General features: G+C 59.7%; 25 protein-coding genes and 1 pseudogene. 12 read left to right on the top strand and 14 right to left on the bottom strand.

Going from position 1 to position 24,899, the window contains the following annotated elements; genetic code table 11:
• Positions 1-107: 107 nt before the first annotated feature.
• From CQ041_RS18480 to CQ041_RS18470, 3 genes are all read right to left on the bottom strand, one after another.
• Positions 108-329 (bottom strand): FmdB family zinc ribbon protein, encoded by a 222-nt coding sequence (locus tag CQ041_RS18480; RefSeq protein ID WP_105524021.1) that lies wholly within the window; start codon positions 327-329, stop codon positions 108-110.
• A gap of 172 nt (positions 330-501) precedes the next feature.
• On the bottom strand, positions 502-804 hold the full coding sequence (locus CQ041_RS18475; RefSeq protein ID WP_105524022.1) for a ribbon-helix-helix domain-containing protein: 303 nt from the start codon (positions 802-804) through the stop codon (positions 502-504).
• A gap of 182 nt (positions 805-986) precedes the next feature.
• On the bottom strand, positions 987-1,460 hold the full coding sequence (locus CQ041_RS18470; RefSeq protein ID WP_105524023.1) for a Dps family protein: 474 nt from the start codon (positions 1,458-1,460) through the stop codon (positions 987-989).
• A gap of 341 nt (positions 1,461-1,801) precedes the next feature.
• Here CQ041_RS18470 and CQ041_RS26700 point away from each other — a divergent pair, with 341 nt between their 5' ends.
• Positions 1,802-2,404 (top strand): cold-shock protein, encoded by a 603-nt coding sequence (locus tag CQ041_RS26700; RefSeq protein WP_105524024.1) that lies wholly within the window; start codon positions 1,802-1,804, stop codon positions 2,402-2,404.
• Positions 2,405-2,474: 70 nt separating this feature from the next.
• Here CQ041_RS26700 and CQ041_RS18460 read toward each other — a convergent pair whose 3' ends face one another.
• Both CQ041_RS18460 and CQ041_RS18455 read right to left on the bottom strand, forming a co-directional pair.
• Positions 2,475-2,681 (bottom strand): SlyX family protein, encoded by a 207-nt coding sequence (locus CQ041_RS18460; protein ID WP_010208093.1) that lies wholly within the window; start codon positions 2,679-2,681, stop codon positions 2,475-2,477.
• A gap of 3 nt (positions 2,682-2,684) precedes the next feature.
• Positions 2,685-3,110, bottom strand: coding sequence for an HIT domain-containing protein (locus CQ041_RS18455; protein WP_105524025.1), 426 nt, complete (start codon positions 3,108-3,110; stop codon positions 2,685-2,687).
• Between the two features lie 744 nt (positions 3,111-3,854).
• On the opposite strand from CQ041_RS18455, the gene CQ041_RS18450 reads away from it, so the two are divergent.
• Positions 3,855-5,153 (top strand): OprD family porin, encoded by a 1,299-nt coding sequence (locus CQ041_RS18450; RefSeq protein WP_105524026.1) that lies wholly within the window; start codon positions 3,855-3,857, stop codon positions 5,151-5,153.
• A gap of 175 nt (positions 5,154-5,328) precedes the next feature.
• On the opposite strand, the gene CQ041_RS18445 is transcribed toward CQ041_RS18450, so the two are convergent.
• Together CQ041_RS18445 and CQ041_RS18440 are read right to left on the bottom strand one after the other, a co-directional pair.
• On the bottom strand, positions 5,329-6,165 hold the full coding sequence (locus CQ041_RS18445) for a mechanosensitive ion channel family protein (protein ID WP_105524027.1): 837 nt from the start codon (positions 6,163-6,165) through the stop codon (positions 5,329-5,331).
• A 136-nt stretch (positions 6,166-6,301) separates the two neighbouring features.
• A complete protein-coding gene (locus CQ041_RS18440; RefSeq protein ID WP_003175814.1) occupies positions 6,302-6,787 on the bottom strand; it encodes a YajQ family cyclic di-GMP-binding protein in 486 nt (161 codons plus the stop codon).
• A gap of 123 nt (positions 6,788-6,910) precedes the next feature.
• On the opposite strand from CQ041_RS18440, the gene CQ041_RS18435 reads away from it, so the two are divergent.
• From CQ041_RS18435 to CQ041_RS18425, 3 genes are read left to right on the top strand one after another with little or no spacing between them, the layout of a single operon-like run.
• Positions 6,911-7,828 carry a putative 2-dehydropantoate 2-reductase gene (locus CQ041_RS18435; protein WP_105524028.1) on the top strand — a complete coding sequence of 306 codons (918 nt, stop codon included), beginning with the start codon at positions 6,911-6,913 and terminating at the stop codon, positions 7,826-7,828.
• 46 nt (positions 7,829-7,874) lie between these two features.
• Positions 7,875-9,911, top strand: coding sequence for an ATP-binding protein (locus tag CQ041_RS18430; RefSeq protein WP_105524029.1), 2,037 nt, complete (start codon positions 7,875-7,877; stop codon positions 9,909-9,911).
• Positions 9,912-9,913: 2 nt separating this feature from the next.
• Complete coding sequence (locus CQ041_RS18425) at positions 9,914-10,492, top strand: cob(I)yrinic acid a,c-diamide adenosyltransferase (protein WP_105524030.1); 579 nt, start codon at positions 9,914-9,916, stop codon at positions 10,490-10,492.
• A 111-nt stretch (positions 10,493-10,603) separates the two neighbouring features.
• Here CQ041_RS18425 and CQ041_RS18420 read toward each other — a convergent pair whose 3' ends face one another.
• The 3 genes from CQ041_RS18420 to secA form a co-directional block, all read right to left on the bottom strand.
• Positions 10,604-11,548, bottom strand: coding sequence for a Nudix family hydrolase (locus tag CQ041_RS18420; RefSeq protein ID WP_105524031.1), 945 nt, complete (start codon positions 11,546-11,548; stop codon positions 10,604-10,606).
• A 20-nt stretch (positions 11,549-11,568) separates the two neighbouring features.
• On the bottom strand, positions 11,569-12,786 hold the full coding sequence (gene argJ, locus CQ041_RS18415; protein ID WP_105524032.1) for a bifunctional glutamate N-acetyltransferase/amino-acid acetyltransferase ArgJ: 1,218 nt from the start codon (positions 12,784-12,786) through the stop codon (positions 11,569-11,571).
• A gap of 123 nt (positions 12,787-12,909) precedes the next feature.
• Positions 12,910-15,645: a preprotein translocase subunit SecA gene (secA, locus tag CQ041_RS18410; protein ID WP_105524033.1), complete on the bottom strand. Its 2,736-nt coding sequence runs from the start codon at positions 15,643-15,645 to the stop codon at positions 12,910-12,912.
• 305 nt (positions 15,646-15,950) lie between these two features.
• On the opposite strand from secA, the gene CQ041_RS18405 reads away from it, so the two are divergent.
• On the top strand, positions 15,951-16,406 hold the full coding sequence (locus CQ041_RS18405; RefSeq protein WP_105524034.1) for a DUF721 domain-containing protein: 456 nt from the start codon (positions 15,951-15,953) through the stop codon (positions 16,404-16,406).
• A 4-nt stretch (positions 16,407-16,410) separates the two neighbouring features.
• On the opposite strand, the gene CQ041_RS18400 is transcribed toward CQ041_RS18405, so the two are convergent.
• Positions 16,411-17,889, bottom strand: coding sequence for a helicase HerA-like domain-containing protein (locus CQ041_RS18400; protein WP_105524042.1), 1,479 nt, complete (start codon positions 17,887-17,889; stop codon positions 16,411-16,413).
• A gap of 203 nt (positions 17,890-18,092) precedes the next feature.
• On the opposite strand from CQ041_RS18400, the gene CQ041_RS26310 reads away from it, so the two are divergent.
• Positions 18,093-18,236: a hypothetical protein gene (locus tag CQ041_RS26310; RefSeq protein WP_156088631.1), complete on the top strand. Its 144-nt coding sequence runs from the start codon at positions 18,093-18,095 to the stop codon at positions 18,234-18,236.
• A 114-nt stretch (positions 18,237-18,350) separates the two neighbouring features.
• Positions 18,351-18,560, top strand: a pseudogene (locus tag CQ041_RS18395) (chemotaxis protein); the annotation flags it as partial.
• A 15-nt stretch (positions 18,561-18,575) separates the two neighbouring features.
• Here CQ041_RS18395 and CQ041_RS26405 read toward each other — a convergent pair.
• Positions 18,576-18,746, bottom strand: a complete 171-nt coding sequence (locus CQ041_RS26405) for a hypothetical protein (protein WP_163001931.1) — start codon at positions 18,744-18,746, stop codon at positions 18,576-18,578.
• An 87-nt stretch (positions 18,747-18,833) separates the two neighbouring features.
• A complete protein-coding gene (gene purU / locus CQ041_RS18390; protein WP_105524035.1) occupies positions 18,834-19,682 on the bottom strand; it encodes a formyltetrahydrofolate deformylase in 849 nt (282 codons plus the stop codon).
• 350 nt (positions 19,683-20,032) lie between these two features.
• On the opposite strand from purU, the gene mvaT reads away from it, so the two are divergent.
• A complete protein-coding gene (gene mvaT, locus CQ041_RS18385; protein WP_005790963.1) occupies positions 20,033-20,407 on the top strand; it encodes a histone-like nucleoid-structuring protein MvaT in 375 nt (124 codons plus the stop codon).
• A gap of 88 nt (positions 20,408-20,495) precedes the next feature.
• Here the strand turns inward: mvaT and sbcB are convergent, their stop codons facing one another.
• Positions 20,496-21,923, bottom strand: a complete 1,428-nt coding sequence (gene sbcB, locus CQ041_RS18380; protein WP_105524036.1) for an exodeoxyribonuclease I — start codon at positions 21,921-21,923, stop codon at positions 20,496-20,498.
• 165 nt (positions 21,924-22,088) lie between these two features.
• On the opposite strand from sbcB, the gene CQ041_RS18375 reads away from it, so the two are divergent.
• The 3 genes from CQ041_RS18375 to CQ041_RS18365 form a co-directional block, all read left to right on the top strand.
• Complete coding sequence (locus CQ041_RS18375; RefSeq protein ID WP_105524037.1) at positions 22,089-22,781, top strand: RDD family protein; 693 nt, start codon at positions 22,089-22,091, stop codon at positions 22,779-22,781.
• A complete protein-coding gene (locus tag CQ041_RS18370; protein WP_105524038.1) occupies positions 22,778-23,758 on the top strand; it encodes a stage II sporulation protein M in 981 nt (326 codons plus the stop codon). Before CQ041_RS18375 ends, CQ041_RS18370 begins: the two co-directional genes overlap by 4 nt.
• On the top strand, positions 23,745-24,899 hold a 1,155-nt coding region (locus CQ041_RS18365; protein WP_105649052.1), incomplete at its 3' end, for a DUF4129 domain-containing protein. The genes CQ041_RS18370 and CQ041_RS18365, both read left to right, overlap by 14 nt.

Here is a 24,899-nt window from a genome sequence, read left to right as displayed (position 1 = left end):
GGTAGTGGTTTCACTTCTCGTAATTCGAAATTCGGTGGAGGCCCGCCTCGTCACCGTACATTAAAGCAGGGGACGGATAATGCAGGAGCCTGCGCGTAGAGTTCAACTCAGTCTGCTTTGTCGCCGCCGGCGATATTCTTCTTCGCGCCGGTCTTGAAATCGGTCTCGTACCAGCCGCTGCCGCTCAGGCGGAAGCCCGGCATGGACAACATTTTCTTGAGTTCCGGCGCCTGGCAGGCCGGGCAATCGACCAGCGGCGCGGCGCTGATCTTCTGAATGGCTTCCAACTGATGACCACAGGAAGCACATTGATAGTCGTACATGGGCATGGCGATGTCTCGGCGATCAGAACGTTACTGCGCCACGCCTGTTCCGGCAAAGGCCCGGCATGCGCAGCAAAGCGCGGGATTATATCTGGTAAATCGAGGCAGCGCAGCCGGCTTTCTGTCCGGAGCCGTGCCCGCCAGGACGGAGGGCGGGCTCCAGGCGGCCTGACACGCCTCAGGCTTCGATGCGGCCCTTGAGTACATGAGCCACGCACACCACCCGCACCAGCCCGCTGAAATTTTTCACCCCGCCATGGCGCAAATGCACTTCCCGGTCGACGTAGGACAGCAATGCGCTGACAGAGCAGGCATTGAGCCTGGCTATCTCCGCGAGGATATTCCAGTAGATCTGCTCCAACCGCAGGCAGGTTGAAAACCCGTTGAGCCTGACGGACCGGGACAACGGCCTGGCCAGCCCCATGTCGAAGCCTTTTTCAAATGGATCGACCTTAACCTTGTGACAACCACCCATCTCCATAACACCTGACACTCCATTGCCAAACAGCAGCCCAGGGGATCTCCCACCGGGCAATGGCCTTATCAAACAGCAGGCAGGAACAGGCGGCCAGAAGACGCGGAGTTGATCGGCGTAGGACAACGCCAGGAAATGCGCGGAAACAAGCAAGTGGCGCCAAGACGGCGCCACTTGGGGATGTCGAATTACTTATCTTCCAGCAGGGAACGCAGCATCCACGCGGTTTTCTCGTGGACCTGCATGCGCTGGGTCAGCAAGTCGGCCGTTGGTTCGTCGCTGACCTTATCGAGCAGCGGGAAGATACCGCGCGCGGTGCGTGTGACCGCTTCCTGGCCGGCCACCAGTTGCCGGATCATCTCTTCAGCGCTGGGTACGCCCTCCTCTTCCTTGATGGAAGACAGACGGGCATAGATCGAGTAAGCCCCCGGCGCCGGGAAACCCAGGGCACGAATACGTTCGGCAATGGAGTCCACCGCCAGCGCCAGCTCGTTGTACTGCTCCTCGAACATCAGGTGCAGCGTGCGAAACATCGGGCCCGTGACGTTCCAATGGAAGTTGTGGGTCTTGAGGTACAACACATAGGTATCGGAAAGCAGCCGCGAAAGCCCGTCGACGATGGATTTGCGATCTTCTTCACTGATACCGATATCGATTGCCATGTTTATCCCCTTCAATTGACAAGCATTCATTGATCAGGTGCAGGACCACTCTAGCAAGCGCAGCCGCGATGCGCATCGGGCGACGTGCGGCAAATCGCCCCTGCCCCCATCTGGCACAAGCGTTTCAAGCAGTAACAACCTGACCCTTGCAGCCCCAATAAATGCGGGATTTGAGTAGGCACAGCCTTTGCTGTTAAATAGGCGGCGTGTCGCCGCCGTTACTTTTCGCGGCAGCGGCATAGGCTGATACCCGTGCACGTGCCCAACGCCTCCAATTGTTCAGAAGCGAACCGTGCCCGTCAGCTCTTCCTCGTGATCCGTCTAAACGTGAGTTAATCAAAATGTTGAAAATCGTCCACCTGCTAACGGGCGTTGCAGCTTTGCTGCTGTCCTTTATACCGAGCCTGCAACAGGGAAGTCCTCCCTACCTGGAACAACACGACGCTCTCTACCTGGCCTTGTTCGGCCTTCTCAACCTGACGCTGGCACCGGTAATCCCTTACTGGAACAAAGGCACACGTCATCAACTGCAAAACCTGGTCAGCGCGCTGCTGGTGCTGACTGTTGTCGTTCAAACCCTCACCCTCCTGGCGCCCATGCCTGAAGTCGGCGGCCATCCGGCCATCCTGCTCAGCCTGGTGATCGCGGTAGTGGCCATCGTCCTGCACCTGGCCATCAGCTTCTACCGTTCGTCCCCAGCGGCCGCGTCGCAACACTACGACATGACCAATCGGGATACCGGTACCGTCAAGTGGTTCAACACGTCCAAAGGCTTCGGCTTTATCTCCCGTGATTCGGGCGACGATATCTTCGTCCACTTCCGGGCCATTCGCGGCGAAGGTCATCGCGTCCTGGTGGAAGGCCAGCGCGTGGAGTTCTCCGTGATGAATCGCGACAAAGGCCTGCAAGCCGAAGACGTGATCGCAGCACTGCCGCGTCGCTGATCCCAGCCTTCGCAGCAAAAAAAACCGCGACCCGGCACTGGCTGGATCGCGGTTTTTTATTGCCCGCACCTCAGTAGTGAGGCGGCGGCGCTTCTTCTTCAGAGGTTTCGAACTGGCCGCCCATTTCTTCCTGGCGCTTGAGCAGCGCAGTCATCTGCAATTGCAGGCGCTCGACGGCCCGCTGCTGGGTGACGAGGATGTCATTGAGGGTCTCGATGGTGTCGTCCTGAAAAGCCAGACGGCTCTCCAGATCGTTGACGCGGTCTTGCAGGTCCATGATTCAACCCTGGGTAAAGATAAAGTTGGCAGGCAACAGGTCGCGCAGTTGTGCACGAATGACCGCCACTTGCTCTTCAGTATAAGGCTGCGCCGGATGCTTGCCCCAGACCGGCGCAGGCCAGGCAGCATCCTCGCGCTTGCGCACGATCACGTGCACGTGCAGTTGGCTGACGACATTACCCAGCGCACCGATGTTCATCTTGTCGGCGTTGAACCCCTCGTTCAAGCGCTCAGCCAGGGCCGTCGTCTCCTGCCACAGCGTCTGCTGATCGGCGACACCCAGTTGAAACACTTCGCTGATAGCGTTGATACGCGGCACCAGGATGAACCAGGGGTAGTTCGAATCATTGGACAGCAGCAGGCGGCACAAGGGGAAGTCCCCGATGACCAGTGTGTCTTGTTGCAGGCGTTGGTCTAAGGCGAACACCGCGGGCACTCCATTCGGCAGGTCGATTTCAGGCGCCCAGCATACCTTCGAATGGCCCCGGCTTCACGGCGAATGCGCCTCGCTCGAAACACGCCGATGAAAAAACCTGCACCTTTTCGATGCGGACGATTATTTCGACTAGGCTAATCCGGGCCTCGACAGGATGCACCAAAATGACCCACATGTGCTTCATAGGGATCCGCCAAGTACCCACTCGTGAGGGTCGACCGGTAACGTTTTCCATCGCAACCGCGTTTTGGCGCCTTAAGGCTGACCCAACGGTCGCACCTCATGACCAAACCAAAGGGCGCAAAAAGCCCGTACTTATGAGGTTTTGACATCCTGGCGACATTTTTCACGAAAAAATGACATTCGGTTACCGCTTTGTGCACGCTTGTTGCATTGACCTGTTTATCGTCGGCAACAACACCCGACAGGAAGCAGGTGTTACGCGATAAAAACAGTAGCGTTTCAATACATACCCGGACGGTTTCAAACTAATAAACGCGTTTGAAAACAGTATTGAAGTTGTCAGTCCCGGTGCATTGAGGACTGTGGATTTGCGACATGGATCTAGCAATTTACGACAGCCTCGTAAAGAAGCTGAAAGGAAAGATGGGCAACTATCGCCAATGATCGTCAGCGTGAGATACCTTTGCGCCGACACAATAAAGAAAGAGCCGCCCAGATAAAAATACAGGTGGGACGGCAGTACTCTTCCTAAAACCAAAGGAGCAAATCACGATGCGCGTGATGAAGTGGAGCATGATCGCCCTGGCTGTTTCAGCAGGCACCTCGCAGTTCGCAATGGCGTCCGCCCAGGACGAATCCAAAGGCTTTGTTGAAGACAGTACTTTCGGCATCAATACTCGCGCTCTGTACTTCAGCCGCGACTATCGCAATGAACCGGGCGGTGGCTACACCATCATCAACGGCAAACGCCAAAGCCGCTCGGAAGAGTCGGGCCTGGGCTTCAACGCCTTGTACGAGTCGGGCTTCACCCAAGGCACCATCGGTGTCGGTGTGGATGCAATCGGCCTGCTGGGCATCAAGTTGGACAGCGGCAAGGGCCGCGTTGGCACCGGCCTGTTTCCAAAAGGCTCCGATGGACGCTCCCAGGATGATTACTCCAAAGGCGGCGCGGCCATCAAGTTCCGCTTCTCCAATACGGTCCTGAAGGTCGGCGACCAATACACCACTGCTCCTGTGTATGCGTCTGACGACAGCCGCCTGCTGCCCGAGCTGCCGCAGGGTATTTCGATCACCAGCACCGAAATCAAAGGCCTCAAGCTCGAAGGTGGTCACTTCACCTCCAGCGTTGCGCAAGACCAGACTTACCACGACAGCCTTGGCCTGAAGAAAACCGACTTCGTGGGCGGTGTCTATGCATGGACGCCTGAATTCACCACAAGCCTTTACTATGCGAAGACCGAAGACTACTGGCGCAAATACTACGCCAACGCCAACTGGACTCACGCGCTGAGCGATGATCAGTCCCTGGCATTCGACTTCAACATCTACGACACCAAAAGTGACGGCGAAGGCAAGGTACGTGCTGACAAAGACGGCACTACCAAGCTCGACAACCGGGCGTTCAGCTTGCAGGGTGCCTACACCATCGGTGCGCATACCTTCACCCTGGCGGCCCAGAAAGTCACCGGCGACGGCCAGTACGGCTACGGCGTAGACGGCGGCGGCACCGTATTCCTGGCTAACTCCGTAGCCCGGTCGGACTTCTTCTCCGAAGGTGAGAAATCGTTCCAGGCTCGCTATGACATCAACATGGCTACCTTCGGTATCCCAGGCCTGAGCTTCATGACTCGCTACGTACACGGTAGCGGCGCGAACACCCCTCTGACCTCCAACGGTAAAGAGTGGGAACGCGACATCGAGGCTAAATACGTGATCCAGTCGGGCCCAGCGAAAGACCTGAGCCTGCGCCTGCGTCAAGCCACCTACCGTTCCAGCGATGCGGTCTACTACAACTCTCCGTCCTTGGACGAACTGCGTCTGATCGCGCAATACCCGTTGAACATCCTGTAATTATCAGGATGACATAAGGCCTCGGCCTTAAACAAAAAGCCGCTCCCCTGTCAGCAAGGGAGCGGCTTTTTTATTGCAGTTTTATTTCAAGATCTACACAAGTAGCAAGCTAACTAACGAAGTTGAATACCTCGACGTGAACATGACCTTTCAGTCAAGTTACGAGCCTGCACTTTTACGCTGTTTCCTGAACCACACGAATGACGCGTTGCGGAAAGGGAATATCAATACCGGCTCCCTTTAAACGGTCGCGCGCCAGCTCATTGAGCATAAACATCACATCCCAATAATCCGCCGTCTTCGTCCAGCAACGCAGGGACACCGTAATAGAGCTGTCACCCAAGGTCGAAACCACCGCTACCGCAGCCGGATCGGCCAGTACGCGGGGGTCCTTCGCCAGTTCCAGCAGCACTTCACGGGCTTTCTGCAGGTCGGCCTCGTAGTCCACGCCCACGTCGAACACCACCTTGCGGGTAGGCTGGCGGTTGGTGTTGGTGATGATGCCGTTGGACAGGCTGCCGTTCGGGATGATGACCGTCTTGTTGTCGCCGGTGCGCAGCACGGTGTGGAAGATCTGGATGCTGTCCACGGTCCCCGATGTGCCCTGGGCTTCGATCCAGTCACCAATACGGAACGGACGGAACAACAGGATCAGCACGCCACCGGCGAAATTCGCCAGGCTGCCTTGCAATGCCAGACCGATGGCCAGCGTTGCGGCACCAATTGCAGCCACGAACGAGGTGGTCGCCACGCCGATCATCGACGCCACGTTGACCATCAGCATGACTTTCAGCGCGATGTTGGCCAGGTTGGTGATGAAGTGTTGCAGGGCCATGTCCGCATTGCGCAGGGCCAGCAAACGCCCCACACGATTGGTCAGCATATTGATCAGCCACCAGCCGATGGCCAAGGTGAGGACGGCCAGCAGTACGCGGCTGCCGTATTCCATGATCATCGGCACCCACGACTGTGAGGTCTTGATCAAGTGATCCACTTCAGCGTTGAAATCCATCTATTTTCTCCTGTGTGGCGGATGTGCGGCTTTATTGACTGCCTAAAAACGCAAATGAGCCCCGTAGGGCTCAAGTGTAGGCACTGTTTCTGGGGCGTGGGACGTCAAAAACGCCCTCAGGTTCCCCGCAGTGCCATCAGTCGCGGAAGTTATTGAACTGCAGCGGCATGTCGAAGGTCTTGGCGCGCAGGGCCGCAATGGCCTCTTGCAAGTCGTCACGCTTCTTGCCGGTGACACGCACTTGCTCACCTTGGATGGCGGCCTGGACTTTGAGCTTGGCATCCTTGATGTGTGCGACGATCTTCTTCGCCAGCTCCTTGTCGATGCCTTCCTTGAGTACCGCTTCCTGCTTCATCAGCTTGCCGGAGGCGTAGGCGTCCTTGATTTCAAGGCACTGGGCATCGATCTTGCGCTTGACCAGGGACAGCTTGAGGATCTCGATCATCGCTTCCAGCTGGAAATCGGCTTCAGCGGTCAGGTTGACGGTCAGTTCCTTTTCCTTGAATTCGAAGCTGCCCTTGCCTTTCAAGTCATAGCGGCGGTCGAGTTCCTTGACGGCGTTTTCGACGGCGTTGGTGACTTCGTGTTTGTCCAGTTCGGATACCACGTCGAACGAAGGCATGCCATTTCTCCAATATAAGGGGCGGGCTCAGTAGAGATGGAGCGCGCCCGAGCTAAAATGCCGGGGCATTATAGCGGTTCTTTCGTCCGGTTCACTGCGGGCGCCCCAACGGAGTACAAACTGATGTCGACCACCTGGCATATCCTCGGCGCCGGCAGCCTGGGCACACTCTGGGCCACACGGCTGGCGCGTGCCGGAGTGCCCGTGCGGCTGATCCTTCGTGATGACGCGCGCCTGGCCAGTTATAACGCCGGGCAAGGCCTGACCTTGGTGGAACAGGGCGTGGCACACACCTATCCGGTACCCGGCGAAACACCTGACAGCCCGGAACCCATACAGCGCCTGCTCGTGGCGTGCAAAGCCTACGACGCCGAACGCGCCGTCGCCCAACTGCAACCGCGCCTTGCGCCAGACGCAGAATTGATCCTGCTGCAAAACGGCCTCGGCAGCCAGGACGCCGTCGCCGCCCGGTTGCCCCAAGCCCGCTGCATCTTTGCTTCCAGCACCGAAGGCGCATTTCGCGATGGCGACTGGCGCGTGGTGTTCGCCGGACACGGCTACACCTGGCTGGGGGATGCCAGCCATCCCACGCCTCCCCTGTGGCTGGACGACTTGCACGCCGCCGGCATCCCCCACGACTGGAGCACCGACATTCTCACGCGCCTGTGGCGCAAGCTCGCGCTCAATTGCGCGATCAACCCGTTGACCGTGCTGTACGCATGCCGCAACGGCGGCTTGCAAAATCATCAGTGCGAAGTCGCGACCCTCTGCGCCGAACTCAGTGAGCTGCTTGAATGCTGTGGCCAGCCCTGCGCAGCACAAGACCTCCACAGCGAAGTGGAACGGGTGATCCAGGCCACCGCAGCCAACTTCTCCTCCATGTACCAGGACGTGGCCAGCGCCCGGCGCACCGAAATCAGCTACCTGTTGGGCTATGCTTGCGAGGCGGCGACCCGTCACCAATTGAGCCTGCCACATTTACAACAACTGCACGTGCGCCTGGTCGAGCAGTTGACCGCACGCGGATTGCCCCGCGACTGAGCCACGCGCTACCCTGCCCGCCTGTCTATCTCCTGGGAAAGCCCTGATGCCGCTGCGCCAGCGTCTAGAAAATCTACCGGTCGGGCAGAAACTGCTGGCCGCCCTGCTGGTGTTGCTGACCACTGTATTGCTGGTGGCCAACCTGACCTTTATCAGTGCCGCCTACTGGATTTCCCAGGAAAGTATGGCGCCCCAGGCGTTGCAGGCCATTGGTCGACTGGTGTCCAACCCCGGCCTGGCCGCCGAAGCGCTCGAGTCGCCCGACAAGGCCAACGCCCTGCTCAATGAATTGACCAGCTATTCGCCCCTGCGCGCCGCCGCCCTGTACGACGGCGAAGGCAACCGCCTGGCGCAGATGCAGCATGGCGACCGCCTGCAGCTGCCGGAACACTACCGGCACATCGAAGCCTGGCGCGTCACCGAATTTCGCAGCAACCAAATCATTACCCTGCCCCGCGCCAACCAGCCAGCCGGGCATTTACTGCTGGTCGCCAGCAGTGAGCTGCCGGTGGCGTTCTATACCGGCACGCTGACTGCCAGCCTGGGCATCCTGATTTTCAGCGTGCTGCTGTGGCTGATCATCGCGCGCCAGATCAAGCGCTTGATCACCCGGCCGATCCACGAGTTGGAAGAACTGTCCCGCCAGGTCACCCGCGAAGAGAACTACGCCCTGCGTGCCGGACGTGGCAACCACGATGAAATCGGCAGCCTGGCCGAAGCCTTCAATACCATGCTGTCGCGCATCGAAGCCCGCGAGCAGCAACTCAAGCGCGCGCGGGACGACTCGCAGGCGGCTTACGATCAGGCCCAGGGTTTGGCCGAAGAGACTCGCCACACCAATCGCAAGCTTGAACTGGAAGTTCAGGTTCGCAGCAAGATCGAGAAAAAACTCACAGGCTTTCAGAATTATCTGAACAGCATCATCGACTCCATGCCCTCGGCCCTGATCGCCCTGGACGAACAGCTCTATGTTACCCAGTGGAACCAGGAGGCCAGCGCTCTGTCCGGCACGCGCCTGGATGAAGCCTTGAACCAGCCGATCTACCTGGCCTTCCAACCGCTCAAGCCGTACCTGCCGCAGATCAAGGCCGCCGTCGAGCAACACACCGTGGAACGCATCGAGCGGGTCACCTGGGTCAAGGACGATGAGCCCAAGCATTACGCCCTGACGTTCTACCCGCTGATGGGCGGCGCGGGGCGCGGCGTGGTGATCCGGATCGATGACATCACCCAGCGGCTGTCCCTGGAAGAAATGATGGTGCAGTCGGAGAAAATGCTCTCCGTCGGCGGGCTGGCCGCCGGCATGGCCCATGAGATCAACAACCCACTGGGGGCGATCCTGCACAACGTGCAGAACATTCGCCGGCGCCTGTCCCCCGAGCTGCCCAAAAACCTGGAACACGCGGAAATGGCAGGCATCGAGCTGGAAACGGTCAACCGTTACCTGCAAGGCCGTGAAGTGCCGCAACTGCTCGATGGCATCCAGCAGGCCGGTGCGCGGGCGGCGAAGATCGTCACCCACATGCTCAGCTTCAGCCGCCGTAGCAACCGGCAGATGGCGCCGTGCGACCTCCCGGCGCTGATTGACCAGGCGGTGGAAATCGCCGGTAATGACTTCGACCTGGCGATCGGTTTCGACTTCAAGGGCCAGGCCATCACCCGCCAATTCGATCCGCAACTGGGCCCAGTGCCCGGCACGGCCAACGAGCTTGAGCAAGTGTTGCTCAACCTGCTGAAAAACGCCGCCCAGGCCATTCACCTGCGTGAAGACGACAGCGAGCCAGGGCGCATTATCCTGCGCACGCGCCTCAACCCGCCGTGGGCCGAGATCCAGGTGGAAGACAACGGCATCGGCATGAGCGAAAACGTGCGCAAACGTACTTTCGAGCCGTTCTTCACGACCAAGGAAATCGGCCAGGGCACCGGGCTGGGGCTGTCGGTGTCGTATTTCATCATCACCAACAACCACAAGGGTCAGATGGAGGTACATTCCACCCTCGGCCAAGGCACCTGCTTCACCCTGCGCCTGCCCCTGGCCGGCAGCCAACTGCCCCCCTACGAACTCACCCAACTGGAGCACTGACCATGGGCTTTCGCCTGTCGAAGATCTACACCCGTACCGGAGACAAGGGCGAAACCGGCCTGGGTGACGGTCGCCGCGTCCCCAAGGACCACCCGCGGGTGGAAGCCATTGGCGAGGTGGATACGCTGAACAGCCAGCTGGGCTTGCTGTTGGCTAACCTGGAAGAACACAGCGGCAAGCATCCGGAACTGCTGGATGTGATCGAGGTGCTGACACCCTGCCAACACCGCCTGTTCGACCTCGGGGGTGAACTGGCAATGCCGGTGTACAAGGCGCTGAATGCAGCCGAAGTGAATCGCCTGGAAGCGGCGATCGATCGCTGGAATGAAGAAGTGGGGCCGTTGGAAAACTTCATCCTGCCCGGTGGTTCGGCGTTGATCGCTCAGGCCCATGTGTGCCGCAGCCTGGCCCGCAGTGCGGAGCGGCGGTGCCAGCAGTTGAATACTGTGGAGCCGTTGGAAGGGGTTGGGCTGGCGTATATCAATCGACTGTCGGATTTGCTGTTTGTAGCGGCGCGGGTGATTGCCAAGCGCCAAGGTGTTGCTGAGGTGTTATGGCAGGCGGCGGCCAAGCCACACTGACCATTATGCAGTGCCTGGCCTGACCTCTTAGCGGGCGAGCCCGCTCCCACAATGGAACGCAATCAACCTGTGGAAGTGGGCCCGCCCGCGATAAGGCGCTTCAGAACACCATCAAACTTCCGGCCAAAACGCCCTGATCCCGGCTACCCCCTGAGCCCCAGCCTCCCACGCTTTTTCCCGCTCAGCGGGCCCGACCCCACCTAACAGAAACACCGGTTTGCTGAACCCACGGATCAACTCAGCCGCCTGCTCCCAGCCCAACGGCTGTGCATCGGGATGGGTCTGCGTCGGCTGCACTGGCGACAGCGTGACGAAATCCACGTCCATCATTTGCGCCAGTGCCAACTCCTCGGCATTGTGGCAAGACGCCGCCAACCAGCGATCTTTAGGCAACGGCCGGCCTTTGCTCGCGTACTTGCGCAATTGCGCCGACGTCATGTGCCAACCGGCCGATGGAAAATCTCCCAGCCATTCGAACGGTCCCTTGAGCATCAATTGCGCCTTGCCCGCACACAGGCCGACCGCATCCACCGCCAGGTCGCGGTATTTGGGGTCGTAACCATTGGGTGCGCGCAACTGAATCAGCTTGATGCCGCCCGCAATGGCTTTCTGAATGCCACGCAGCAACGTCGGGGTTTCCAGCTCGCCGGGGGTGATCAAATACTCCGCAGGCAAACGCGCAGCCGCCACAATTGGCGCATTGGCCGCCGGAAACTCGTAATTGATCAGATCCCGCGGGGCGACCCATTCCAGCGGCTGCCCTTCGACACCCCGGGGCTCGCCGGTAAAGGCCGAGACGTCCCAGACATCCAGCAACACCTGCTTGTCCGGGTAATCGTGCTGAACCTTGATCAACGGCCGTGCCGTAATGACCTGAATGCCCAATTCTTCCTGCAATTCACGGGACAGCGCCGTGGCGACCGATTCACCGGCCTCGACCTTTCCACCGGGAAACTCCCAGAGACCGCCCTGATGCTGAGTGTCTGCGCGGCGCGCCAGCAGGATCCTGCCGTCGGCACCGCGGATCACCGCTGCTGCTACATGCACTCGTTTCACCGCGCTTATCCTCTCTGCGATCAGGTCCGGTATTCCGCGTTGATCTTCACGTATTCGTGGGACAGGTCGGTGGTCCAGATGGTTTCGCTGCACTCGCCGCGGCCCAGCTCGATGCGGATGGTGATTTCTTCCTGTTGCATCACCGCCGAGCCCTGGGCTTCGGTGTAGGTTTCGGCGCGGGCGCCACGGCTGGCGATGCACACGTCGCCCAGGAACACGTCGATCTTGCTCACGTCCAGGTCGGGCACGCCGGCACGGCCAACGGCGGCGAGAATGCGGCCCCAGTTAGGGTCGGAAGCAAACAGCGCGGTCTTGATCAACGGCGAGTGGGCCACGGTATAACCGACGTCCAGGCATTCCTGGTGATTGCCGCCGCCGTTGACTTCAACGGTGACAAACTTGGTCGCGCCTTCACCGTCACGCACGATGGCCTGGGCGACTTCCATGCACACGTCGAAGACGGCCTGCTTCAACGCGGCGAACAGCGCGCCGCTGGCTTCGGTGATTTCCGGCAGGTTGGCCTGGCCCGTGGCGATCAACATGCAGCAGTCGTTGGTCGAGGTGTCGCCATCAATGGTGATGCGGTTGAACGACTTGTTGGCGCCGTCGAGGATCAGGCTGTGCAGCACGTCGCGGGAGACTTTGGCATCGGTAGCGATGTAGCCGAGCATGGTGGCCATGTTCGGGCGGATCATGCCCGCGCCTTTGCTGATGCCGGTCACGGTAACCGTCACGCCGTCGTGCACGAACTGACGGCTCGCGCCTTTTGGCAGGGTGTCGGTGGTCATGATGCCGGTGGCAGCTGCCGACCAGTTGTCCACCGACAAGTCATCCAGCGCGGCTTGCAGCGCACCTTCGATCTTCTCGACTGGCAACGGCTCGCCGATCACGCCGGTGGAGTACGGCAGGACCTGGCTGGCATCGACGCCGGTCAGTTGGGCCAGCTTGGCGCAGGTGCGTGCAGCCGCCACCAGGCCAGGCTCGCCGGTGCCAGCGTTGGCATTGCCGGTGTTGGTCAGCAGGTAGCGGATAGTACCGGCAACGCGTTGCTTGGCCAGGATGACCGGCGCGGCGCAAAAGGCGTTGAGGGTGAACACACCGGCGACGGTCGAGCCTTCGGCACAGCGCATCACGACCACATCCTTACGCCCCGGGCGCTTGATGCCGGCCGAAGCGATACCGAGTTCAAAGCCGGCAACCGGGTGCAATGTGGGCAAAGGACCAAGACCAACAGCCATGAATGCGCTCCTCAAAAATTAGGTGATGTCTGTACCGTCGTGATTGACGGTGAAATTAATGGCAAAACGCCGCGACGGCTAAAGCCGGTCGCGGCGCGGGTGTTACAGCCTCAGGCAAAAATCTTATTCGATCTGGCCGTGGCAGTGCTTGTACTTTTTGCCCGAGCCGCAGTAGCACAGCTCATTGCGGCCCAGCTTCTGATCGTTGCGAACCGGCGCTTGAGCCAGGGCCACATCGACCTCCTCACCCAACACTTCGGGTTGCTCGAGGCCAGGCGCTTCGTCGTGCTGGAACTGCATGCGCGCAGCCAGTGCCTCGGCTTCCTGACGCAGGCGGGCTTCTTCCTCGATCGGGTCTTCGCGACGCACCTGAACGTGGGACAGCACGCGAATCGAATCGCGCTTGATCGAATCCAGCAGCTCGGAGAACAGCGTGAACGACTCGCGCTTGTACTCCTGCTTCGGGTTCTTCTGGGCGTAGCCGCGCAGGTGGATGCCGTGACGCAGGTGGTCCATGGTCGACAGGTGATCTTTCCACAGGTCGTCCAGCACGCGCAGTACGATTTGCTTCTCGAAGGTGCGCAGTGCTTCGGCACTCGCCTGCTCTTCTTTCTCGTTGTACGCGGCCAGCAATTCGGCCATCAGTTTTTCGCGCAGGGTTTCTTCGTACAGGTGGTCGTCTTCATCCAGCCACTGCTGGACCGGCAAGTCCACACCGAAGTCGCTCTTCAATGCCGCTTCCAGGCCGGCAACATCCCACTGCTCAGGCAGGGACTGTGGCGGGATGTGCGCGTTGACGGTGGCGTTGAGCACGTCCTGACGGAAATCGGCAATGGTCTCGCCAATGTTGTCGGCGGCCAGCAACGTGTTACGCATGTGATAGATCACTTTACGCTGTTCGTTGTTGACGTCGTCGAACTCGAGCAGTTGCTTACGAATATCGAAGTTGCGGCCTTCAACCTTGCGCTGGGCCTTCTCGATGGCGTTGGTGACCATGCGGTGCTCGATCGCTTCACCGGACTGCATGCCCAGGGCCTTCATGAAGTTCTTCACCCGGTCAGAGGCGAAGATGCGCATCAGGCTGTCTTCCAAGGACAGGTAGAAGCGGCTGGAACCGGCGTCACCCTGGCGACCGGCACGGCCTCGCAGCTGGTTGTCGATACGGCGCGATTCATGACGCTCGGACGCGATCACCTGCAGGCCACCGGATTCCAGCACGGCCTGGTGGCGTTTCTGCCAGTCAGCCTTGATCTGGGCGATCTGCTCAGGGCTCGGGTTTTCGAGTGCCGCGACTTCCACTTCCCAGTTACCGCCCAACAGGATGTCGGTACCACGACCGGCCATGTTGGTGGCGATGGTCAGTGCGCCTGGGCGACCGGCCTGGGCAATGATCTCGGCTTCTTTTTCGTGGAACTTGGCGTTGAGGACCTTGTGCTCGATGCCTTCCTTGTTGAGCAGGTTCGATACGTGCTCGGAAGTCTCGATGGTGGCGGTACCCACCAGGATCGGACGCCCCTGGGCCATGCCATCCTTGATGTCATTGATGATTGCCGCGTATTTCTCTTCGGCAGTCAGGAACACCAGGTCGTTGAAGTCTTTACGCGCCAACGGCTTGTTCGGCGGAATGACCATCACGGCCAGGTTGTAGATCTGGTGGAACTCGAACGCTTCGGTGTCGGCCGTACCGGTCATGCCGGACAGTTTGTTGTACAGACGGAAGTAGTTCTGGAAAGTGGTGGACGCCAACGTCTGGCTTTCAGCCTGGATGTTGAGGTGTTCCTTGGCTTCGATGGCCTGGTGCAGGCCTTCGGACAGGCGGCGACCCGGCATGGTACGGCCGGTGTGCTCGTCGACCAGCACGACCTGACCGTCCTGCACGATGTATTCGACGTTGCGATGGAACAGCTTGTGGGCGCGCAGGCCGGCATACACGTGGGTCAACAGGCCCAGGTTGTGTGCCGAGTACAGGCTTTCACCCTCGGCCAGCTCGCCGATCTGGGTCAGCATCTCTTCGACGAATTGGTGACCGGCTTCGTTGAGTTCGACCTGGCGGGTCTTCTCGTCGATGCTGAAGTGACCTTCTTTGGTCACTACGCCTTCCACTTCCTCGATGTGCTGCTCGAGACGCGGAATCAACTTGTTGATTTCGGTGTACAGGCGCGAGCTGTCTTCGGCCTGGCCGGAGATGATCAGCGGGGTACGGGCTTCGTCGATGAGGATGGAGTCGACTTCGTCGATCACGGCAAAATTGAGTTCGCGCTGGAATTTCTCTTCCATGCTGAACGCCATGTTGTCGCGCAGGTAGTCGAAACCGAATTCGTTGTTGGTGCCGTAGGTGATGTCGGCCGCGTAGGCAGCGCGCTTCTCTTCAGGCGGCTGGAACGGCAATACGACGCCAACGGTCAGGCCGAGGAATTCATACAGCGGGCGCATCCAGTTGGCGTCCCGGCGCGCCAGGTAGTCGTTCACCGTCACAACGTGCACGCCCTTGCCGGACAGTGCGTTGAGGTAAACGCCCAGGGTAGCTACCAGGGTCTTGCCTTCACCGGTACGCATTTCGGCAATCATGCCTTCATGCAAGGTCATGCCGCCGATCAACTGGACGTCGAAGTGGCGCATGCCCATGACACGCTTACCGGCTTCACGGGCGACCGCAAAGGCTTCTGGAAGCAGCTTGTCGAGGGTTTCACCTTTGGCTATGCGGGCCTTGAACTCTTGGGTCTTGGCGCGCAATTGCTCGTCCGACAGGGCAACCATCTGCTCTTCGAAGGCATTGACCAGCTGCACCGTCTTGAGCATGCGTTTGACTTCGCGCTCATTCTTGCTTCCAAAAAGTTTCTTTAACAAAGGCGCAAACATATCGGCAGGTTCTTCCACACATAGGGATGGAGGGCGCACCGTGAGTGGCCCGAGCAGCCCTCACGGCCGCATGCGAACGCGCATTCTACCCGGATTCGTGGGTGAGGAAAGTGGCGTTGTTCCCCGATGCTGGCATGGTGCTGTGAGAGGGCTTGTTTAAAATAAGGGCTTTTCCTGGAACTTCAACCCATGGCATGCAGAAGTTACCTATTGATTTCATGGGCAAAGACCCATCGAAGCGCTACCCGGGGGCGTACAGGCGCTTTCTGCTAAGATGGCGGCTCTGTTACTTAAGGTGTCCAATAATGGCGTTTCGCCCTCTTTCAGCCCGAGCGCCCGCCGTGCTGCTTCGCGACGCGAAGCCGTTGCGTGCGATTTTTGGCCACGCCAAACGCTTGGACCACCTGCAACGCCTGCTCGAAAGCCAACTGCAACCGGCAGCCCGCGAACATTGCCGCGTGGCGTCCTGGCGCGAAGGTAACCTGTTGCTGATTGTCACCGATGGCCATTGGGCGACTCGTCTGCGCTATCAGCAAAAGCGCCTGCAACGGCAACTGATGGCCTTTGATGAGTTCGCCGGCCTGACGCGCATCCAGTTCAAGGTGCAACCGCCCACCACCCAGCCCGGCGTGGTGGGGCATGCTCCGGACCTGTCAACGAGTGCGGCCGAAACCCTCCAGGCAACCGCCGATGGCATCAGCGATCCGCGCTTGCGCGCTGCCCTCGAGCGACTGGCCGGGCATGCCAGGCCCAAGGCCTGACGCGCTACTTGCGCTTGCTGCCGCCCAGCAACGACCCCAACAGACCGCGCACCAGCTGGCGGCCCATCTGATTGGCCGCCTGCTGCATCGCCGATTTGAGCGCCTTGCCTGCCGTTGTGCCAAGAAACGCCCCGGCCTTGTCAGTGAAACTGGGCTCCTCGGCGGCAGGCTTGGCCTCTTCGGCAGGCCCCAGCGCCTTCCTGGCCATCAGCACTTCGTAGGCTGATTCGCGGTCAATCGGCTTGTCATAGCGCCCTTGCAACGGTGAACCGGCGACCAACGCGGCGCGTTCGGCCTCGCTGAGCGGCCCGATCCGCGATTGCGGTGGCGCGACCAGCACCCGCTGGACGACCTCCGGGGTGCCTTTTTCCTGCAAGGTGCCCACCAGCGCCTCACCCGTGCCCAGTTCGGTCAGCACCGCCAGGGCCTCAAAGGCAGGGTTGGGCCGGAAGCCGTCCGCCACCGCCCTCAACGACTTCTGTTCCTTGGTCGTGAACGCGCGCAGCCCGTGCTGGATACGCAGCCCAAGCTGAGCCAACACGCTGTCCGGCAAATCGCCCGGCGACTGGGTCACGAAATACACCCCCACGCCTTTGGAGCGAATCAACCGCACCACTTGCTCCAGGCGCTCCTGCAAGGCCTTCGGGGTGTCGGCGAACAGCAAGTGCGCCTCGTCGAAAAACAGTGCCAGCAGGGGTTTTTCCGCATCCCCGCGCTCAGGCAACTGTTCAAACAATTCAGCCAGGAGCCACAACAGGAAGGTTGCATACACCTTGGGGGCCTCGTGCACCAGGCGACTCGCATCCAGCAGGTGGATACGCCCACGTCCATCGCTTGCCGGCTGGAGGATATCTTCAAGCTGCAGGGCCGGCTCGCCAAACAAGGCCTCGGCGCCCTGCTGCTCCAGCACCGCCAGGCGACGCAACAGGGCCTGGCTCGAACCGGTAGTCATCAGGGCGGCATCGTCGCCGAGCAGTTCCGGGTGATAGCGCAGGTGGTTCAGCAGCGCCTTGAGGTCCTTGAGGTCCAGCAGCAGCAAGCCCTCGCGGTCAGCCACCTTGAATGCCGAATACAGGGCCGACTGCTGGCTGTCGGTCAGTTCCAGCAGGCTGCCCAGCAGCAAGGGCCCCATTTCACTGATGGTGGTGCGCAAGGGATGACCCGACTGGCCATGGATATCCCACAGCGTGACCGGATACGCCTTGGCCGTGTAATTAAGGAAGGGCATGCCCGCGATACGTTCGGCCACCTTGCCCTGCGGGTTGGCGGCGGCACCCAGGCCACAGAGATCGCCCTTGATATCAGCGGCAAACACAGCCACGCCCGCATCACTGAACGCCTCTGCCAAGCGCTGCAATGTGACGGTCTTGCCCGTGCCCGTGGCCCCGGCGATCAAGCCATGGCGGTTGGCCAGGCGCATGGACTGAGCGATTGGCTGGCCGTTGAGGTCGGCGCCGATAGTAAGTTGCTGGGAATCAGGCATTTCGTCACCCATGGTTAATCTTTAATGTCGCCAGGTCGATACAGGCAGATGTGAGACCCACAAAGTCAAAAAATACGTCAGACAGTTCCTGCAGGGAGCCGCGCAGCTGTCACAAGAAGTATCACACCTTTTTCAAAGCTGCCATTTGCGCCTTTCACAAGCACGCGCCTCGGACATTAAGACCTTAGCGGACACTACAAGCCATGAATAAAAATCTGCGCTTCAGCCACAAAATCCTGCTTGCAGCCTCCCTTATCGTTATTGCCGCTTTAGCGCTGTTTACCCTCTACAACGACTACCTGCAACGCAACGCAATTCGCGACGACCTCAATAGCTACCTGCACTAAATGAGCGATGTTACCGCCAGCAACATTCAACCCTGACCGAGCCGTACATCGACGCCGCCCCCGGCAAACTGATCATCTCCATCGCCCCCCCCCAGCGCCAAGGGCGGCCAAAGCATCGGCGTGGTCGATGGGATGAACCAGTCGGTGGCGACCGCCACCGAAGAGCAGACCTCGGTGGTGGAGTCGATCAACATGGACATCACCGAGATCAACACCCTTAACCAGGAAGGCGTGGAAAACCTTCAATCCACGTTGCGCGCCTGCGCTGACCTTGAGCAACAGGCCGGACGCCTGAAACAGTTGGTGGGCAGTTTCCGCATCTGACGCGTTGCGACGCCATTATTCCTGCGCAGGCTCGGACTTGCCCTGCTCGCGCTCCCACAACTCGGCGGCACCTGGAAACTCGGTGCCGTCGTCACTGTCGAGGTCATCCGGGTCATAGCGGCTCAAGCACCCCTCCCCCAGGGTCGCCGGGGCTTTTGACGTGGCTTTGTCCAACGGATCACTCATCGATCAATCCTCAACGGCAGGCAAAGAAAAAGGGCCTGGGACGATTTAACGCCCAGGCCCTTCATTCTTCAATCAGAAAGCGTGGTATCAAAACACCACAGTCTTGTTGCCATGCACCAGCACGCGGTCTTCCAAGTGGTAGCGCAGGCCACGGGCCAGGACCATCTTCTCGACATCACGGCCGAAACGCACCATGTCTTCAATGCTGTCGCTGTGGCTGACACGCACGACGTCCTGCTCGATGATCGGGCCGGCGTCCAGCTCTTCGGTGACGTAGTGGCAGGTTGCACCGATCAGTTTCACGCCACGCAGGGAGGCCTGGTGGTAGGGCTTGGCACCGACAAACGACGGCAGGAAGCTGTGGTGGATATTGATCACTTTACCTGCGTACTCGCGGCACAGTTCCGGCGGCAGGATCTGCATGTAGCGCGCCAGCACCACGACGTCGGCCTCGTGCTGCTTCACCAGGCGGGACACTTCGGCAAAGGCCGGTTCCTTGTCCTGCGGGTTGACCGGTACGTGGTAGTACGGGATGCCGTGCCATTCAACCATGCTGCGCAGGTCATCATGGTTGGAGATCACGCAGGCAATTTCACAATCCAGCTCGTCGCTGTGCCAGCGATGCAGCAAGTCGGCCAGGCAGTGGGATTCGCGACTGGCCATCAGCACCACGCGTTTTTTCTGCTCGGTGTCGGTGATGTGCCAGCTCATCGAAAACTCTTCGGCGATCGGCGCAAACGCCTCGCGGAAGGCATCCAGACCAAAGGGCAGCGAATCGGCACGGATTTCGTGACGCATGAAGAACCAACCGCTGAGGTTGTCCGAGTGATGGCTCGCCTCGGTGATCCAGCCGTTATGGGAGGCCAGAAAGTTACTGACTTTGGCAACGATGCCAACCCGGTCCGGGCAAGCAATCACCAGCCGAAAAGTGCGCATTAGGGGGAAACTCCAGAACTTCGCAAAGGCCGCCATTCTAGCGATTACGCAGAAAAACTGCAGTATTCGTTAACGCTTATTCTGATCGCCGGTGCGCGCCATACCCCTTAATCGCTTGGGGTTTTACCCAACCTATATGAATTCGCTGGCGCTTCCGGGCGTTTAGCGGAGTTTCAAGCGGGCTGTTTCCACGCCAATGACCTAATAATTAACTCCTAGGCGCAGTCGGCCTTCAAACATCTGAAGTAATTCTCTCGAATACGACCTTTAAATGTTTACTTGAGGAAACTGCCTGACTATTATTGGGCTACTTACCCCTGACAATCAGCGCTCTACATAAGGTAGTCCACATGTCTCTGATCAACGAATACCGTGCCACCGAAGAAGCTATCAAAGAGCTGCAAGCCCGTTTGAAGAACCTGTCCCAAGACGACAAGCTGCAAACCGAGCTGGAATTTGAAGGCAAATTGCGCACCCTGATGGGTGAATATTCCAAGTCCCTGCGTGACATCATCGCGCTGCTGGACCCAGAGTCGAAAGTTAAAGCACCACGCGGCGCCGTGAAAACTACCGGCACCAAGCGCGCTCGCAAGGTCAAGCAATACAAGAACCCGCACAACGGTGAAGTGATTGAAACCAAAGGTGGCAATCACAAGACCCTGAAAGAGTGGAAAGCCAAGTGGGGCGGCGATGTGGTTGAAGGCTGGGCTACCCTGCTGGGCTAAGCGTCGCCAATCCCGCGTGATTCGCGGAAGATCAAAAACGCCAGCTTGCTGGCGTTTTTTATTGCCCAGATGTTTTACCCACCCCGGATTACAACTGCAGGCGAGCCGCTAATGAATCAGCATATTCCTGCCACTGATCCAGCACCTGGCGTTGAAAAGGTGTTGCAGTAACAGCCAACTCATTGCGGGCCTGTTTAAATGCCTCAAGGGTATTCGGTGCGCCCCACTGAGGATCCGACAAACGTTGCTGACAGAAAAGTTCCCACCGTTGTTGCTCCTCAACGCTCAACGTATCCGGAAAGTTCCGGGCACGGTAGCGAAACAATAATTCAGGCAATCGGTGATCATCAAAAGGCCACTGCTGAAGGGCCAATTGTGCGGGTTCCGCCGTTCGCACTTGTTCGCATAAACGTCGGTCGCGGTCGCCAATAAACCCATCGTAAAGCTGCTGTTCCGGGTCATCGTTCGGGGCGAATTCCTCTTCGGCATAAATAGCCGACAACTTGTCCCGCCAAAGTTCTTGTGCGTCAGTTAGCCGCAGTGCCCGCGCCTGAAAAACACTGACGTCCAAGTGCAGCCGCTCACGATCCTCGGGGCGCAGGACACCCAGTGGCGCGACCACCGGGCAACGATTGATGTGCACCAACTTGAGAGGTACCGGCAGTTCGCCTTCAGCCAGTTGGTCACGGCGTGTGTACAGCCGCTGCCGCAAGGTTTCGGCATCGACCTCCAGCAAGCCCTGGGGGTCCAGCCCCAGATCGCAGACGATCAGCGCGTTGCGATTGCGCGGATGCCAGGCAAGAGGTAGCACCATCCCCAGGTAATGGCGCTCGGCGGAAAAGCGCCCGGAAATATGCACCATCGGTTGCAGCAAACGGACCTGGTCCATCACGCGCTGTTTGCTGCGCAGTTGAAACAGCCAATCGTACAACTTGGGCTGCTTCTCGCGGACCAATCGAGCCAGGGCAATGGTGGCGCGCACATCGGACAACGCATCGTGGGCCTGGCCATGGTCAATACCGTTGGCTTGGGTCAAGCGCTCCAGCTTGAGCGTCACCCGCCCGTCCTGTTGCGGCCATTCGATCCCTTCCGGGCGCAGCGCATAGGCGGTGCGGACCACATCGATCAAGTCCCAACGACTGTTACCGCCCTGCCACTCCCGCGCGTAAGGGTCGAAAAAATTGCGGTACAGGCTGTAGCGCGTCATTTCATCGTCAAACCGCAGGGTGTTGTAACCGGCGCCACAGGTGCCTGGCGCCGCCAGTTCGGCGTGGACCCGGGTCATGAAATCGGCCTCGTACAGGCCTTTTTCCGCCAGTATCGCGGGGGTTATGCCAGTGATTGCGCACGCCGCCGGATGGGGCAGGATATCGTCGCTGGGCTGGCAATAGAGATTGACCGGTGCAGCTATCTCGTTGAGTTCGAGGTCCGTACGAATACCGGCGACCTGGAGCGGGCGATCGCTGCGCGGATTGATGCCGGTGGTTTCATAGTCGTACCAGAAAATGGAGGTCACGGGCTATTCCTGTGCTGAAGATTGGCAAAGTCTAGGCGCTCAATAGCGTCCGGGGCCAGCGCTGATTACCTGTACAAACATCCAGTAAAACCTTGAGTGGTTGCTTCCACCCGTGACACTGCTAGCATCCGTGTCTCCACCTGTTCCGCACTGCCAAGGATCGCAATGCCATCGACCCCATTGGACACCCTCTACCAGATCGAAACCCCGGAGGGCATTGATCTGCCCCTGCGCCCAGCCGGCCTGGTACCACGGGCACTGGCCTTTGCCTTTGACCTGGGGGTACGCGGGGTGGTGATGGGCGTTCTCCTGGTGCCATTGGCCTTGCTGGGCAATATTGGTATCGGCCTGGGTTCGTTGCTGCTGTTCCTGATCAGTTGGTGGTACATGGTGCTGTTCGAGGTGCTCAACCAGGGCTGCTCGCCCGGCAAGCAGGTCATGGGATTGCGAGTGGTGCAGGACGACGGCACGCCCGTCGGCTGGTCCGCGTCACTCATCCGCAACCTGCTGCGCTTTGTCGACATGCTGCCGTTCGGCTACGCCCTTGGCGTCATCAGTTGCCTGCAGCATCCTCACTTCAAGCGCCTGGGCGATCTGGCCGGCGGTACCCTGGTCATCTATCGCGAACGTCATCAACCACCTCCAACTGTGCCTCAGGCAACGGCCCTGCGCTTGCCGTTTGCGCTGGAGCTCAGCGAGCAGCGCGCCATCCTCGGTTTTGCCGAGCGCCAGGGCGAGCTTTCCACCGAACGGGTGCATGAACTGGCGTCGATCCTCGCCACGCCCCTGCAGGTATCCCCGACCCGTGCGGTCGAACAACTCAATGGCGTGGCCCGCGGCCTGTTGGGGCCGACATGAAGCAGAGCCTGTTCGAAAGCCGTTACCAGGCACAATGGCGCGCCTTCGCTGAACAACTGAAGCAGTTGGAGCAAGGCAAGGCCAAGCCTGGGGACGTGGTCGACTTTCCCCATCAATATCGATGCCTGTGCCAGCATCTGGCCTTGGCCCAGGAGCGCGGCTACAGCAGCTACCTGGTTGACCCCTTGCAACAACTGGCCCTGCGCGGCCATCAACAGCTTTACCGTCATCGCCGCCAGTTGGGAGCGACGGTGCTGGGTTTCGTGCTGGCCGATTTCCCTCGCGTGGTGCGCCAGCAGTGGCGTTTCGTGCTGATGGCCAGCCTGCTGTTCTTTGGTAGCCTGCTGGGCATTGCATTGCTGGTCTACCTGTTTCCAGACCTGATCTACAGCATCGTCAGCCCTCAACAGGTTGCCGAAATGCAGGCCATGTACGACCCGGCCGCCAGCCGCCTTGGCCGTGCCGCCGAACGTGCCTCGAGTGAAGACTGGATGATGTTTGGCTACTACGTGATGCACAACACCGGTATTGCCTTCCAGACGTTCGCTGCCGGCTTGCTGTTCGGCCTGGGCAGCGTGTTCTTCCTGATTTTCAACGGTCTGGTAATCGGCGCCGTCTCCGGGCATTTGACCGAAATAGGTTATGGGCAGACCTTCTGGTCCTTCGTCATCGGCCACGGTGCCTTCGAACTGACGGCTATCGCCCTCGCCGGTGCTGCAGGCTTGCAACTGGGCTGGGCGCTGATCGCGCCCGGGCGGCTCACGCGCGGCGAGGCTTTGCGGCTGGCGGCGCACAGCAGCGTGCAACTGCTGTGCGGGGTGATGCTGTTCCTGTTGATTGCCGCGTTCATAGAGGCCTACTGGTCATCGACCACAGGCATAACCCCCAGGATCAAATACCTGGTGGGCGCCGCGCTCTGGTTGCTGGTAATCGCCTACCTCAGCCTGGCAGGAAGGTCTCGCCATGCGCCTGAGTGATGCAAGCGTCGTGATCCGCCCACGCACCGCCTGGGAGGCCATGGATCTTGGCGTGCTGATGGCTCGGCAACACCGCCTGCTGTTGATGAGTAGCTGGGCAATTATCACCTTGCCGGTATTTGCCGTACTCACTGCGCTGCTATGGGAATCACCCTCCATCGCCCTTTTTCTGTTCTGGTGGCTCAAGCCCGCTTTTGACCGCCTGCCATTGCACATACTGTCCAAAGCGCTGTTCGGCGAAACACCCAGCCTCAAGCACGCGGTGCGCCAATGGCCACGCCTGCTGAGCGGCCAACTGTTGGCGAGCCTGACCTGGCGCCGGCTGAGCCTGAGCCGAAGTTTCGTCATGCCGGTCAGCCAACTCGAAGGCCTGGCTGGCGAGGCCCGTCAAAAACGCCTGGGCGTACTGCAGCAACGCAACGCCGGGGCCGCACGCTGGCTGACCACCATCGGCGTCGTGCTGGAGATCGGGCTATGGTTTGGCTGCATGGCACTGTTTTACCTGTTCATTCCCCAAGCCGTTGAACAAGGCTGGGACTGGCAACGCCTGGCACAGGTAGCCAGCGCGGATGCACGCTGGCTTGAGCACCTGGGCAATGCGTTCTATGCGCTGATCCTGGTGTTCTGGGAACCGATCTACGTCGCATGCGGTTTCAGCCTGTACCTCAATCGCCGTACCGTATTGGAAGCCTGGGATCTGGAACTGGTCTTCCGACGCCTGCGCCAACGCCTGAGTGGTGTAGCACCCACGCTGTTGATGGTGATCGGATTGATGCTGGTGCCTTTCACCCAGCCTGCGATGGCTGACGACGCCAAGCCCCTGAGCACCCAGAGCGCCAGTCAATCGATAAAGACACTGCTGCAAGCGCCACCCTTCAAGAACCCGGAAACGGTCACCCGCTACCGTTTTGGTGAGGACAAACTGGCCACTGAAAACAAGCCGCACAGTGATGGCAAACTTCCGGCTTGGCTTAAAGCACTGCTGACCAACCTCAACAGCGATGCTTTCAAACAGATTGCCCTGGCGCTGGAGATCCTGCTCTGGAGCCTGCTGATCGCCGGTCTGACGCTGCTGGCCTGGCGCTACAGGGAATGGCTGCGCACGTTTGTCGGTCGACACCGGCCGCGCCCACCCCGAGCG

This window comes from Pseudomonas sp. MYb60 (assembly GCF_002979555.1).
GTDB lineage: Bacteria > Pseudomonadota > Gammaproteobacteria > Pseudomonadales > Pseudomonadaceae > Aquipseudomonas.
This window is presented reverse-complemented; position numbering and strand designations above follow the sequence as displayed.

Coding starts and splice junctions, on each gene's coding strand:
- CQ041_RS18480 (WP_105524021.1), bottom strand. CDS start 329: ATGCCCATGTACGACTATCAATGTGCTTCCTGTGGTCATCAGTTGGAA.
- CQ041_RS18475 (WP_105524022.1), bottom strand. CDS start 804: ATGGAGATGGGTGGTTGTCACAAGGTTAAGGTCGATCCATTTGAAAAA.
- CQ041_RS18470 (WP_105524023.1), bottom strand. CDS start 1,460: ATGGCAATCGATATCGGTATCAGTGAAGAAGATCGCAAATCCATCGTC.
- CQ041_RS26700 (WP_105524024.1), top strand. CDS start 1,802: ATGTTGAAAATCGTCCACCTGCTAACGGGCGTTGCAGCTTTGCTGCTG.
- CQ041_RS18460 (WP_010208093.1), bottom strand. CDS start 2,681: ATGGACCTGCAAGACCGCGTCAACGATCTGGAGAGCCGTCTGGCTTTT.
- CQ041_RS18450 (WP_105524026.1), top strand. CDS start 3,855: ATGCGCGTGATGAAGTGGAGCATGATCGCCCTGGCTGTTTCAGCAGGC.
- CQ041_RS18445 (WP_105524027.1), bottom strand. CDS start 6,165: ATGGATTTCAACGCTGAAGTGGATCACTTGATCAAGACCTCACAGTCG.
- CQ041_RS18440 (WP_003175814.1), bottom strand. CDS start 6,787: ATGCCTTCGTTCGACGTGGTATCCGAACTGGACAAACACGAAGTCACC.
- CQ041_RS18435 (WP_105524028.1), top strand. CDS start 6,911: ATGTCGACCACCTGGCATATCCTCGGCGCCGGCAGCCTGGGCACACTC.
- CQ041_RS18430 (WP_105524029.1), top strand. CDS start 7,875: ATGCCGCTGCGCCAGCGTCTAGAAAATCTACCGGTCGGGCAGAAACTG.
- CQ041_RS18425 (WP_105524030.1), top strand. CDS start 9,914: ATGGGCTTTCGCCTGTCGAAGATCTACACCCGTACCGGAGACAAGGGC.
- argJ (WP_105524032.1), bottom strand. CDS start 12,786: ATGGCTGTTGGTCTTGGTCCTTTGCCCACATTGCACCCGGTTGCCGGC.
- secA (WP_105524033.1), bottom strand. CDS start 15,645: ATGTTTGCGCCTTTGTTAAAGAAACTTTTTGGAAGCAAGAATGAGCGC.
- CQ041_RS18405 (WP_105524034.1), top strand. CDS start 15,951: ATGGCGTTTCGCCCTCTTTCAGCCCGAGCGCCCGCCGTGCTGCTTCGC.
- CQ041_RS18400 (WP_105524042.1), bottom strand. CDS start 17,889: ATGCCTGATTCCCAGCAACTTACTATCGGCGCCGACCTCAACGGCCAG.
- CQ041_RS26310 (WP_156088631.1), top strand. CDS start 18,093: ATGAATAAAAATCTGCGCTTCAGCCACAAAATCCTGCTTGCAGCCTCC.
- CQ041_RS26405 (WP_163001931.1), bottom strand. CDS start 18,746: ATGAGTGATCCGTTGGACAAAGCCACGTCAAAAGCCCCGGCGACCCTG.
- purU (WP_105524035.1), bottom strand. CDS start 19,682: ATGCGCACTTTTCGGCTGGTGATTGCTTGCCCGGACCGGGTTGGCATC.
- mvaT (WP_005790963.1), top strand. CDS start 20,033: ATGTCTCTGATCAACGAATACCGTGCCACCGAAGAAGCTATCAAAGAG.
- CQ041_RS18375 (WP_105524037.1), top strand. CDS start 22,089: ATGCCATCGACCCCATTGGACACCCTCTACCAGATCGAAACCCCGGAG.
- CQ041_RS18370 (WP_105524038.1), top strand. CDS start 22,778: ATGAAGCAGAGCCTGTTCGAAAGCCGTTACCAGGCACAATGGCGCGCC.